The organism is Actinomadura sp. NBRC 104425 (genome assembly GCF_030269545.1).
Lineage (GTDB): Bacteria > Actinomycetota > Actinomycetes > Streptosporangiales > Streptosporangiaceae > Spirillospora > Spirillospora keratinilytica.
On record NZ_BSTN01000007.1, the window covers coordinates 89,017 to 101,274 of the forward strand.

Consider the following 12,258-nt stretch of genomic DNA (forward strand, 5'->3'; position numbering starts at 1 on the left):
GCCGGGTTATCGAGCCGGCCCGGCCGCGCATCGGGCCGTCGGACGGTGCTCCGCGGCGGTCAGGCCGCGTCGGCGCAGGCGAGCCAGCGCAGGGGGTTGTCGCGGACGATCCGCGTCAGCGTGTCCTCGTCGGCCCCCGCGGCGCGCAGCGCGGGCAGGAACACCTCGAACAGGTAGCCGTAGCCCGCGCCGCCGTAGCGGCGCACATGCGACATCCGGGACACGCCCGTGCTCAGCAGCACCCGGTCGGCCAGCCCGGCCTCCAGCAGCTCCATGACGGCGCGCACGCGGGCGCCCAGGGCCACCGGGTCCTCCCCCGCCAGGCCGAGCGAGCCGAACGACACGTACGCGCCCGCCTCAGCGATCTTGCGGGGCATGGCGGGGTCGTCGGCGAGGTCCTGGCGTCCGACGGCCACGCGGTGCGGCTCCAGGCCCGCGCCGGTGAGGATGTCCAGCTGGGCCGCCCCGGCGCGTCCGCAGGTCGCCACCGGCAGCCCGGAGTAGCGGGCGGCGCGGGCGGCGGCGCGCAGGCACCGCTCCTCGCGCTCGGTGGGCGCCTCGCCCCAGGTGCCGATCTCGCCGATGACGCCGGGCAGCGCGTTGGTGCCGTCGATGCCGAAGCCGATCTCGGCGAGGAAGTGCTCGGCCAGCCGCTCCACGTCGGCGTCGCCGACGAAGTCGGGGTGGAACGGCTCGGTGAACACGCCGGTGCCCGCCACCACCGCGACCCGCGAACCGGCGCTGACGCGGGCCAGGGACGGGGCGCTGCGCCCCATCCCGGCGCAGGTCAGATCGACGACCAGGGACAGGTCGCGGTCGGCGCGCAGCTGCGACAGCTCGACCATGACCGCCTTCTCCTCGTCCAGCCACCGGCGCGGGTCGGAGGCCAGCAGCGCGGGGCGGGTCGGCCAGCGCAGGTCCAGCCGCAGGTGCTCGTGCGGCAGGACCGGCCCGGTGACGGCGGAGACGGGAACGGCGCCGGTCACCGTGCGGATCCGGCCGCCGTTCTCCTCATGCAGGGTCATGTCTCGCGAGGCTACGACATACTTGGCCATTCCAGACCATTAGTCGGCGCAGTTTTTACCCGGCGGGACGTTTGGCGGCTCGCCGGCCGCCGCGGCGGCGCGCGCCCGGGCGGTGTCGCCGCTGGGCCAGCGCCGGTCGGTCTCGGCGTTGAGCGTGGCGCCCACCAGCACCGCCAGCGCCGCCACGTACAGCCAGGCGAGCACGGCGATCGACGCCGACAGCGGCCCGTACACCGATATCCCGCCGCTCAGCGACCCGCTCAGGTACAGCCGCAGCAGGAACCCGCCGACGATCCATATCACCAGCGCCAGCACCGCACCCGGCACCTGCCGCCACCAGGACGTCCGCACCGGGACGCTCATGTGGTACAGCAGCGCCAGGAACAGGATCGACAGCGTCACCACCACCGGCCAGTAGGCCGCCATGACGTATCCCGCGCCCTCCTCCGGCAGCGCCCGCCGCAGCAGCGCGGGCCCGACCACCAGCAGCGGCAGGACGACCAGCATGACGACCAGGCCGACCAGGTAGAGGAAGAAGGCGCGCAGCCGGGTGCGCACCACACCGCGCACGCCCGACAGCCCGTAGGCGATCGTGATGGTGTCGACGTAGACGTTGGTGGCGCGCGACCCCGCCCACAGCGTGAACACGAAGCTCAGGGACACGATGTTGGGGCTGCCGCCGCGGATCACCTCGTCGATCAGCGGGACCACCACGGAGTCGACCGCGGGCCCGGTCAGCACGGTCTCGGCCTGCGCGATCATCCAGGTGCGGATCTCCCCGACGGTGCCGGGGCCGAGCAGGCCGCGCAGATGGCCCATCAGCCCCACCAGCCCGATGACCAGGGGCGGCAGCGACAGCAGCGCGAAGAACGCGGCCTCGGCGGCAAGGCCCGTCACCCGGTAGCGGAAGGCCGCGACGGCCGTGTCCCGCACCAGCCCCCAGGCGACCGCGCGGACGGCCGGACGCTCCCCCGCCGGGCTCGCCGCCGTATCACCCGCCGGGCCCGCCGCCGCATCGCCCACGGGCTCGCCGGCCGGTCCGCCGACGGGCTCATCGGCCGGTCCGCCGGCCGTGGGGGTGGACGTCTCCGGACGTCGTCTCAGCCGCATGGCGCGCGCCCAGGCCCGGGCTTGCAGGTTGGCCGACCTGAACACGCTGGTCATGCCCACCCACCGTAGGGTGTATTCCGGCCAGGCCATTGCACACCGCCCAAATCCGCACTCCACTTGGCACGTCCCGTGATCGGACCGCTGCGCGCGGGACGGGCGACCCTCCCCGCCGTCGCGGGCGCCGCCGCCGTCCGCCGCGTCCGTTCCGCTCGTTTCGGTCCGCTCGTTTCGGTCCGCTTGCTTCGGTCCGATCGGTCCGCGTCGTTTCACACCGTTCGACGCGCGCCGCGCCCCGCCCGCCCAAGATCATTCGGCGGACCTGCCGGGAAACCGCGGCCGGTACCGGCGGGGCCGCGCGCATGCACCCCCGCCCATTGGTGACAATGGAAGGGTGATCTGTGCGGCGTGCCGGGAGCACCGCCACGGCGAGTGCCGTGGCGGGTCGTGGTGCGACTGCCAGCACGCGGCCGTCCCCGCGACGCCGGAGCAGCGGCGCCGCCGCGACGACGCGGCGGGCCCCCGGGACGCGGCGGCCCTCGACCGGACGGACGCGCCGCCGGCCGGCGAACCACGGGTGAACTGGAGGCGGCAGGGGTGAGCGATCCCGCTGTGCTGATCGAACACCCCAGGTGTCCGCATGCCGGACACAACTGGACATGCCGCAAGAGGCCGTGTCAAAGTGCTGATATGACTGCTGCGGACCCGTTGCTGGTGATGCGCCGGCACGTCGACTTCCTCCGCGTCCGCAGCGCGATCTGTCGGTGACGCCCGACCACGCCCCCGTTTCGCTCCGCGGGTGCGTGGTGCCCCGGCGTCCCGTGTCACCGCCTTCGCTCAGCGTCGAGCCCGGCCTCGCGACCGCCGGTGCGCCATGCGTCCGCCCCACGACACCGACCGCCCTGATCGACAAGGACGCGCGCCGTGCCACCAGCGACCAGACGCAAGCGGGGCGAGGGCCAGTGGGCCCTCGGCTACCGCGAGCCGCTGAACAAGAACGAAGAGAACAAGAAGAACGACGACGGGCTGAACGTCCGCCGCCGGATCATCGACATCTACGCCAAGCGGGGCTTCGACTCCATCGACCCGGCCGACCTGCGCGGCCGGTTCCGCTGGTACGGGCTGTACACCCAGCGCCGCCCCGGCATCGACGGCGGCAAGACCGCCGTGCTGGCCGACGAGGAGCTCGACGACCGCTACTTCATGCTGCGGGTGCGCATCGACGGCGGCCGGCTCGACGCGGCGCAGCTGCGCACGATCGCCGACATCTCGGTGAAGTACGCCCGCGGCACCGCCGACATCACCGACCGGCAGAACATCCAGCTGCACTGGGTGGAGATCGAGAACGTCCCGGCGATCTGGGAGTCGCTGGAGGCGGTCGGGCTGTCCACCACCGAGGCCTGCGGCGACACCCCGCGCGTGATCATCGCCTGCCCGCTGGCCGGGATCGCGGCCGACGAGGTGATCGATGCCACCCCGGCGATCCGCGCGGTGGCCGACCGCTACATCGGCTCGCCGGAGTTCTCCAACCTGCCGCGCAAGTTCAAGACGGCGATCTCCGGGTGCCGGTCGCACTGCACCGTGCACGAGATCAACGACGTCGCGTTCGTCGGCGTGGTCAACGAGGAGGGCGAGGCCGGCTACGACCTGTTCGTCGGCGGCGGGCTGTCCACCAACCCGATGTTCGGCAAGCGCCTGGGCGCGTTCGTGGCGCCCGAGCGGGTGCCCGAGGTCTGGGCGGGCGTCACCTCGATCTTCCGCGACTACGGCTACCGGCGGCTGCGGCACCGTGCCCGGCTCAAGTTCCTGATGGCCGACTGGGGCCCGGAGAAGTTCCGCGAGGTGCTGGAGAAGGAGTACCTGGGGTACGCGCTGCCCGACGGGCCGCCGCCCGCCGAGCCGCTGCCGCACCGCGACCACGTGGGCATCCATCAGCAGCGGGACGGCCGCTTCTACGTCGGGTTCGCGCCCAAGGCGGGCCGGGTCAACGGCGAGCTGCTGCGCACGGTCGCCGACCTGGCCGAGCGGTACGGGTCGGGCCGGGTGGCCACCACCACCGAGCAGAAGATGGTGATCCTGGACGTCCCGGCGGAGAACACCGAGCCGCTGGCCGAGGAGCTGGCCGCGCACGACCTGCAGGTGCGCCCGTCCACCTTCCGCCGCCAGACGATGGCCTGCACCGGCATCGAGTACTGCAAGCTGGCGATCGTCGAGACCAAGCAGCGGGCCATGGACCTGATCGACGAGCTGGAGAAGCGGCTGCCCGACTTCGACCAGCCGCTGACCATCAACCTCAACGGCTGCCCGAACGCCTGCGCCCGCATCCAGGTCGCCGACATCGGCCTGAAGGGCCAGCTGGTGGTGGACGAGAACGGCGACCAGGTCGAGGGCTTCCAGATCCACCTGGGCGGCCAGGTCGGCGCCTCCTTCGGCCGCAAGGTGCGCGGTCTGAAGACCACCTCCGCCGGGCTGACCGACTATGTCGAGCGGATCGTGCGCAGGTACGACGAGCAGCGCCGCGAGGGCGAGAGCTTCGCCGACTGGGTGGGGCGCGCCGACGAGGCCGACCTGAAGTAGGGGCCGACCTGAAGTAGCGGATGCGGACGCGCGGCCGTCCCCGGGCGGCCGCCCCTCCGCCGCCGATCTTCGCAACCGATCTTCGTAGCCGATCGTTGGAAACGATCGCCGTAACCGATCTCACAAGGCCTTCGAGCAATGAGCGAACGAGCGGCGCCGTTCTACTGCCCGTACTGCGGCGAGGAGCACCTGCGACCGCACGAGGAGGACGGGACCTGGGCGTGCGGGGACTGCCTGCGCGTCTTCAGGTTGAAGTTCCTCGGCGTCGGGGACGCGCGGGCGGCCGGGCGCCGGACACACGAGGAGACTTTCCGGTGACACTGCTGGAGACCGACAGACCGACCCTGGACCTGGAGGACGTGGCCGCCTCGGCCGCCGAGACCCTGGAGGGCGCGTCCACCCTGGAGATCATCCGCTGGGCGGTGGCGACCTTCGGCGACCGCATCTGCCTGACGTCCTCGATGTCGGACGCGGCGCTGATCCACCTGGTGTCCAAGGTCAAGCCGGGCATCGACGTGCTGTTCGTCGACACCGGCTACCACTTCGCCGAGACCATCGGCACCCGGGACGCGGTGGAGGCCGTCTACCCGGTCAACGTGATCAATGTGACGCCGTCGCGGACCGTGGCGGAGCAGGAGGCCGCGCTGGGGCCGCGGCTGTACGGGCGCAACCCCGACCTGTGCTGCCACCTGCGCAAGGTGGAGCCGCTGACCAAGGCCCTGGAGGGCTATATGGCCTGGTTCAGCGGGATCCGCCGCGAGGAGACCCCCAGCCGCCGCGACCGCAAGGTCGTCGAGTGGGACGGGCGGCGCGGCATGGTCAAGGTGAACCCGATCCTGCACTGGTCCCAGGAGGACATGGACAACTACATCGCCGACAACGGCGTGCTGGTCAACCCGCTGCACTACGACGGCTACCCCTCGATCGGCTGCGAGCCCTGCACCCGTCCGGTGGCGCCGGGCGAGGACCCGCGCAGCGGCCGCTGGGCCGGGACGGGCAAGACCGAGTGCGGCATCCACCTGTGACGCATGCACCGGTGACGACGGCGGCGGGCGCGCATCCGGCGCCGATGGTCGCGGTCGCGCACGGCAGCCGCGACCCGCGCGCCGCCGCCACCGTCGAGGAGCTGCTGGCCGCCATTCGGGGGCGGCGGCCGGGCCTTGCAGTGCTGGCCTCCTTCCTCGACCACGCGCCCCCGGCGCCCGCCGGGGTGCTGGACGGGCTGGCGCGGCGCGGCGAGCCCTCGGCCGTGGTGCTGCCGCTGCTGCTGACGGCGGCGTACCACAGCAAGACCGACATCCCGGGGGTGCTGGCCCGCGTCCGGGCGCGGCACCCCCGCCTGGGGCTGCGCACGGCGGCCACGCTGGGCCCGCATCCGCTGCTGGTGGCGGCGCTGGAGCGGCGGCTGGCCGAGGCCGGCGTGCCGGCCGGCGACCCCGACACCGCCGTGGTGCTGGTGGCGGCGGGGTCCAGCGACCCGTCGGCGAACGCGACGATCTGGGCGATGGCGCGCCGGTGGCGGTCCCGGGGCTGGCGGGGCGTGGTGCCGGCCTACGCGTCGGCGGCCCGACCCGCGCCCGGCGAGGCGGTCGCGGCGCTGCGGGACGCGGGCGCACCGCGCGTGGCCGTGGCGTCCTACTTCCTGGCGCCCGGGTACTTCGCCGACAAGGTGCGGGAGGAGTCCCTGGCGGCCGGGGCGGACGCGGTGTCGCCCGTCCTGGGCGCCGCCCCCGAACTGGCCGAACTGGTGCTGCACCGCTACGACGAGGCGGTCGCGGACGCCGGCGCGGTCGCCGTCTGAGCGCACCGGCCCGCATACCCGCGTCAGAGCGGGTATGCGGCGGTGCATGACCGAACACGCAGATCTGGGCCACGAGCCGGAGCAGACACAAGACAGGCGGATCGCACCCGTCACCCGGGGCGGCGACGCACGCGGGCGGACGGATGCCGACCGGCCGGGCGAAGTGGCCGGCGAGGGCAGCACCGTCCCGCGGGAGCAGGGCATGGCCCGCCAGGAGGACGAGGTCAGCGGCACCGGAGTGCCGGGCGTGGACGTCGGGCAGCCCGACGCGCTGCCGCCCGACGAGGAGGGCGTCCGGGACGCCGAACGCCACGACGACTCCCGATAGCGGCGGGAGCCGGTCAGCCGTCGGGACCGGAGCCTGGGCCGTGCCCTCCGCCCCGGGAGCGGCGCTCCCGCCACCAGGACGCCAGGGCGCGGCGCACCGGGGCATGGTGCTCGTCGTCCACGATCTTGACGTCGCCCATGACGGCCATGGCCCGCACCCGCACCACGGGCACCCGCAGGCCGGGCGGCACCTCCCGCACGGCGACCCTGCGGTCGCCCATGACCGCGTAGCCGGTCAGCTCGACCCGCACGCCGTCCGGCACGATGATCCGCACGTCCCCCATCACGGCGGTGACGCAGACCTCCACCTCGCCGGTGGGGACCTGCGCCTGGCGCAGGTCGAGCACGACGTCGCCCATCACCGCGTGGGCCTCCAGCGCGTCGCTGATGCGGCCGCTGATCCGCTCGTCGCAGTCGCCCATGACGGCGTGGAAGCGGCGCGGCGCGGGCAGCGCCGGGTCCGCCCCGGGCGCGCCCATGGCGGGCAGGTCGGCGGTGATCCCCTCCAGGTCCGCGCGGGTGGCGGCCAGATACGCCTTCTCGGTGCGCTCGGTCAGCTCCGCGAAGGTCAGCCGGCCCTCCACGGAGGCGACGCGCAGCCGCTCGACGACGGCCTCGCGCTCGGCGTCCGAGACGCGCGTCGGCGCCTGTTCCACGTCCGGGCGGGACGCCGGCGCCTGGCGCGGACCCTGCTGCGAGGTGGAGTCGGCCATGTGTCAGACGGTACGTGACGCCGCCCCTCGTACCCTCCGCCCCCCGGACGAGTTTCCCCCGCCCTTGAGGAGGACCGACCCTCCGAACAAGATTCGGTACTGTACTGGGGACGGCGCGGTGAAAGGCGGTGTGCGATGCCCCCGACCCACGAGGTGTTCAACCAGGTCCCCCCACTCGTCGGCCACGACGTGGCCGACGACCCCGCCCTGCTGGACGGGCTGACCCGCGAGGGCGCCGGATGGGCGGCCGAGGGCATCCGCGAGCTGGGCCGCCTGGCGGGCACCGAGCAGGCGCAGGAGTGGGGGCGGCTGGCCAACGAGCACCCGCCCGTCCTGCGCACCCACGACCGCTACGGGCACCGCATCGACGAGGTGGAGTTCCACCCGGCCTGGCACGAGCTGATGCGCGTCGCGGTGTCGCACGGCCTGCACGCCGCGCCGTGGGCCGACGACCGCCCCGGCGCACACGTGGCGCGGGCCGCCGGGTTCTACGTGTGGCGGGTGGACGCCGGGCACGGCTGCCCCATCAGCATGACCTACGCGTCCGTGCCCGCGCTGCGGCACAGCCCCGAGCTGGCCGCCGCCTACGAGCCGCTGCTGACGGCCCGCGAGTACGACTTCGGCCTGCGCGCCCCGCTCACCAAGGCGGGCCTGCTGGCGGGCATGTCCATGACCGAGAAGCAGGGCGGTTCGGACGTGCGCGCCAACACCACCCGCGCCGAGCCCGGCCCGGACGGCGCGTTCCGCCTGACCGGGCACAAGTGGTTCACCAGCGCGCCCATGTGCGACGTGTTCCTCACCCTCGCCCAGGGCCCGGACGGGCTGACCTGCTACCTGGTGCCGCGCGTGCTGCCCGACGGGACGCTCAACCCGATGCGGCTGATGCGGCTGAAGGACAAGCTGGGCAACCGCTCCAACGCCTCCGCCGAAATCGAGTACGACGGCGCGCTGGGCTGGCAGGTCGGCGAGGGCGGCCGCGGGGTGCGCACGATCATCGAGATGGTCAACATGACCCGGCTGGACTGCGTGGTCGGCGCCGCCGCAGGCATGCGGCACGGCACCGTCACGGCCGTCCACCACGCCGTCCACCGGCGGGCGTTCGGCCGCGCCCTGATCGACCAGCCGCTGATGCGCAACGTGCTGGCCGACCTGGCCGTGGAGTCGGAGGCCGCGACGGTGCTCATGCTGCGCCTGGCGGGAGCGGCCGACCGCTCGGTGCGCGGCGACGAGTCCGAGGCCGCGTTCAAGCGCCTCGCGCTGGCCGTCGGCAAGTACTGGGTGTGCAAGCGGTGGCCCGTCCACGCCGCCGAGGCCCTGGAGTGCCTGGGCGGCAACGGGTACGTGGAGGAGTCGGGCATGCCCCGCCTGTTCCGCGAGTCGCCGCTGAACTCCATCTGGGAGGGGTCGGGCAACGTCGCGGCGCTGGACGTGCTGCGCGCCATGGCCCGGGAGCCGCAGACGGTGGAGGCGTTCTTCGCCGAGGTGGAGTCGGCGTCCGGGGCCGACTCCCGGCTGGACACGGCCGTCAAGCAGGTCAAGGACTCGCTCGCCGACCCGGCCACGATCGAGCTGCGCGCCCGCCGCGTCGTCGAGCGGCTCGCCCTGGTCCTGCAGGCGTCGCTGCTGGTCCGGCACGGCCACCCGGCCGTCGCCGACGCGTTCTGCGCCACCCGCCTGGACGGCGACTGGGGGGCGGCCTTCGGCACCCTGCCGCCCGGCCTCGACCTCGCCGCGGTCATCGACCGCGCCCGGACGGCCTGAACGGCGGGGCGGCGGGCGACCGTAAGCTGTGGGCCATGTCCGCCGGGCCGCCCCAGTGCCACTGCATCATCTGCCACGACTACGGCGATCGCGACCGCCTGGACAACTTCGAGCTGCGCACCATCGTGCACATCACCGAGTACGGGTGGAGCGTGGTGCTGGTGGGGGCGGACGAGCAGGGCCCGGGCTGGGCGTACACGATCGGGCTGTGGCACAGCCACCGCTCCCCCGAGCTGGGCATGTTCGGCGGCGACGTGTACGAGATGGAGGAGGCCCTCAACGCGCTGGGCCGGCAGATCGCCGCGGGCCGCCCGGTCGCCGACGGGGAGCGCCGCGACGGCGTGCTGCGCGGCATGCCCGCCGCGTTCCGCGCCGTGGACCCCGGCTGGTACCGGGCGATGTTCGGCGGCACGGTGGCGTTCTACCGGAGTTCGCCGCCGCCGATCCTGCAGGCGGCCTGGCCGAATCCGGACGGGCTGTTCCCCTGGCAGCCCGGCACCGACCTGCCCTTCCGCCACTCCCAGCCGTGGCTGTGGCTCGCCCCGCGGCAGCATCCCCCGGGCGTCTGGACCCGCCATCTGTGACCGTTTCGTCCCGGCCGGGGCAGCCTCCGCCGCCGTCGCCCGCCGCCTCGGCCCGTCCCCCGCCTCCGGGACGTGCGGCGGCGAGGTCATCCGGCGCTCCGGCCCCCTCGGCTCCGCATGACCGCGCTCGCGCGGGGGTCGGGCGGGCCGGGCGGGTAAGGGACACTCCGGACGCCTGTCAGTCACGCCGACACGCCGGCCACGCCGACACTGGGGAGCACAGGACGATGCGGGAGGTCTGGCCCGGGGAGTCGTACCCGCTGGGCGCCACGTGGGACGGCACGGGCACCAACTTCGCGCTCTTCTCCGAGGTGGCGCACCGGGTGGAGTTGTGCCTGTTCGACGCGGCGGGCCGTGAGACCCGCCACGACCTGCCGGAGGTGGACGGGTTGGTCTGGCACGCCTACCTGCCGGGCGTGGGCCCCGGGCAGCGCTACGGGTACCGGGTGCACGGGCCGTACGACCCCGGGAGCGGCCACCGGTGCAACCCCGCCAAGCTGCTGCTCGACCCGTACGGCAAGGCCGTGGAGGGCGAGGTGCGCTGGCACGAGTCGCTGTTCTCCTACCGGTTCGCCGACGTCGACGCGGTCAACGACGACGACAGCGCCCCCTACATGCCGAAGAACGTGGTGATCAACCCGTTCTTCGACTGGGGCGACGACCACCCGCCGCGGGTGCCCTACCACGAGACGCTGATCTACGAGGCGCACGTCAAGGGCCTGACCCGGCTGCACCCGGCGCTTGCGCAGGAGCTGCGCGGCACGTACGCGGGGCTGGCCCACCCCGCCATGATCGACCATCTGACCGGCCTGGGCGTGACCGCCGTGGAGCTGATGCCGGTGCACCAGTTCGTCCCCGAGCACGCCCTGGTCGCGCGCGGCCTGACCAACTACTGGGGCTACAACACCATCGGGTTCCTGGCGCCGCACAACGCCTACAGCTCGTCCGGGCAGGCCGGCGAGCAGGTGCCGGAGTTCAAGGCGATGGTGCGGGCGCTGCACGAGGCGGGCATCGAGGTCATCCTCGACGTGGTCTACAACCACACCGCCGAGGGCGACCACCTGGGGCCGACGCTGTCGTTCCGCGGCATCGACAACGCCTCCTACTACCGGCTGCGCGACGACGACAGGCGCTACCACCTCGACTACACCGGCTGCGGCAACTCGCTGAACGTGCGCAGCCCGCACGCCCTGCAGCTGATCATGGACTCGCTGCGGTACTGGGTGACGGAGATGCACGTGGACGGGTTCCGCTTCGACCTGGCCTCGGCGCTGGCCCGCGAGCTGCACGACGTGGACCGGCTGGCGGCGTTCTTCGACCTGGTGCAGCAGGACCCGGTGGTCTCCCAGGTCAAGCTGATCGCCGAGCCGTGGGACGTGGGCGAGGGCGGCTACCAGGTCGGCAACTTCCCGCCGCTGTGGACCGAGTGGAACGGCAAGTACCGCGACACGATGCGCGACTTCTGGCGGGGGCGGCCCGGCAGCATGCCCGAGTTCGCGTCCCGGCTGACCGGCTCCAGCGACCTGTACGAGCACAGCTCCCGCCGCCCCGTCGCCTCGATCAACTTCATCACCTGCCACGACGGCTTCACCCTGGCCGACCTGGTCTGCTACGACCGCAAGCACAACGAGGCCAACGGCGAGGACAACCGGGACGGCACCGACGACAACCGGTCCTGGAACTGCGGCCGCGAGGGCCCCGCCGACGACCCCGAGATCTGCGACCTGCGGGCCCGGCAGCGCCGCAACTTCCTGGCCACGCTGTTTCTGTCGCAGGGCGTGCCGATGCTGTCGCACGGCGACGAGCTGGGCCGCACCCAGCACGGCAACAACAACGCCTACTGCCAGGACGGCGAGCTGACCTGGGTGCACTGGGACGGCGACGGCGCGGGCGGCGCAGGCGGCGCGGGCGGCCTGCTGGAGTTCGTGCGCACGCTGTCGCGGCTGCGGCGCGACCATCCGGTGTTCCGGCGGCGGCGGTTCTTCCGGGGGGCGGCGCCCGGCGCCGGGCAGCCCGCCGACATCGCCTGGCTCACCCCCTCCGGCGACGCCATGACCGGCGACGACTGGGCCGCGGGGTTCGCCAAGGCGCTGGGCGTGTTCCTCAACGGCGACGCCATCACCGAGCCGGACCCGCGCGGCCGGCCCGTCCGCGACGACTCGTTCCTGCTGCTGATCAACGCGCACTCCGAGCCGGTCGCCTTCACCCTGCCCGGCGCGGCCTACGGGGAGCGCTGGGAGTTCGCCCTGGACACCTCCGGCGGGCGCACGGCGGGCGAGCGGCCCCCGGCCAAGGCGCGCGACCGGCTGGACGTGCCGAGCCGCGCGCTGCTCGTCCTGCGGCGCCTCCCGTGAGGGGCGGCC

Annotated in this window: 11 protein-coding genes; 8 read left to right on the forward strand and 3 right to left on the reverse strand. The window is 73.7% G+C overall.

Annotated elements, in window-relative coordinates:
- Nucleotides 1-59: 59 nt before the first annotated feature.
- Both QSK22_RS13335 and QSK22_RS13340 read right to left on the reverse strand, forming a co-directional pair.
- Entirely contained in the window at nucleotides 60-1,025 is a 966-nt protein-coding gene (locus QSK22_RS13335; protein ID WP_285494432.1) for a phosphotriesterase family protein, read from the reverse strand.
- Nucleotides 1,026-1,064: 39 nt separating this feature from the next.
- Complete coding sequence (locus QSK22_RS13340; RefSeq protein ID WP_285494433.1) at nucleotides 1,065-2,189, reverse strand: YihY/virulence factor BrkB family protein; 1,125 nt, start codon at nucleotides 2,187-2,189, stop codon at nucleotides 1,065-1,067.
- A gap of 867 nt (nucleotides 2,190-3,056) precedes the next feature.
- Between QSK22_RS13340 and QSK22_RS13345 the strand changes: the two genes are divergently transcribed.
- The 5 genes from QSK22_RS13345 (at nucleotide 3,057) to QSK22_RS13365 (ending at nucleotide 6,838) form a co-directional block, all read left to right on the forward strand.
- Nucleotides 3,057-4,709, forward strand: coding sequence for a nitrite/sulfite reductase (locus QSK22_RS13345; protein WP_285494434.1), 1,653 nt, complete (start codon nucleotides 3,057-3,059; stop codon nucleotides 4,707-4,709).
- Nucleotides 4,710-4,847: 138 nt separating this feature from the next.
- The gene (locus QSK22_RS13350) at nucleotides 4,848-5,027 is read left to right on the forward strand and encodes an Insertion element protein (RefSeq protein WP_285494435.1); all 180 of its coding nucleotides are present in this window, start codon (nucleotides 4,848-4,850) and stop codon (nucleotides 5,025-5,027) included.
- Nucleotides 5,024-5,734 carry a phosphoadenylyl-sulfate reductase gene (locus tag QSK22_RS13355; protein ID WP_285494436.1) on the forward strand — a complete coding sequence of 237 codons (711 nt, stop codon included), beginning with the start codon at nucleotides 5,024-5,026 and terminating at the stop codon, nucleotides 5,732-5,734. The genes QSK22_RS13350 and QSK22_RS13355 overlap by 4 nt, the downstream gene beginning before the upstream one ends.
- Before the next feature lie 44 nt (nucleotides 5,735-5,778).
- Nucleotides 5,779-6,510 carry a sirohydrochlorin chelatase gene (locus tag QSK22_RS13360; RefSeq protein WP_285494639.1) on the forward strand — a complete coding sequence of 244 codons (732 nt, stop codon included), beginning with the start codon at nucleotides 5,779-5,781 and terminating at the stop codon, nucleotides 6,508-6,510.
- A gap of 46 nt (nucleotides 6,511-6,556) precedes the next feature.
- On the forward strand, nucleotides 6,557-6,838 hold the full coding sequence (locus tag QSK22_RS13365) for a hypothetical protein (protein WP_285494437.1): 282 nt from the start codon (nucleotides 6,557-6,559) through the stop codon (nucleotides 6,836-6,838).
- 13 nt (nucleotides 6,839-6,851) lie between these two features.
- Here the strand turns inward: QSK22_RS13365 and QSK22_RS13370 are convergent, their stop codons facing one another.
- Nucleotides 6,852-7,550, reverse strand: coding sequence for a DUF1707 SHOCT-like domain-containing protein (locus QSK22_RS13370; protein ID WP_285494438.1), 699 nt, complete (start codon nucleotides 7,548-7,550; stop codon nucleotides 6,852-6,854).
- A gap of 135 nt (nucleotides 7,551-7,685) precedes the next feature.
- Here QSK22_RS13370 and QSK22_RS13375 point away from each other — a divergent pair, with 135 nt between their 5' ends.
- The 3 genes from QSK22_RS13375 (at nucleotide 7,686) to glgX (ending at nucleotide 12,249) form a co-directional block, all read left to right on the forward strand.
- Nucleotides 7,686-9,311, forward strand: a complete 1,626-nt coding sequence (locus tag QSK22_RS13375) for an acyl-CoA dehydrogenase family protein (protein WP_285494439.1) — start codon at nucleotides 7,686-7,688, stop codon at nucleotides 9,309-9,311.
- A gap of 35 nt (nucleotides 9,312-9,346) precedes the next feature.
- Nucleotides 9,347-9,895 (forward strand): DUF4262 domain-containing protein, encoded by a 549-nt coding sequence (locus tag QSK22_RS13380; RefSeq protein ID WP_285494440.1) that lies wholly within the window; start codon nucleotides 9,347-9,349, stop codon nucleotides 9,893-9,895.
- A 227-nt stretch (nucleotides 9,896-10,122) separates the two neighbouring features.
- Entirely contained in the window at nucleotides 10,123-12,249 is a 2,127-nt protein-coding gene (gene glgX, locus QSK22_RS13385) for a glycogen debranching protein GlgX (protein ID WP_285494441.1), read from the forward strand.
- Nucleotides 12,250-12,258 lie beyond the last annotated feature (9 nt).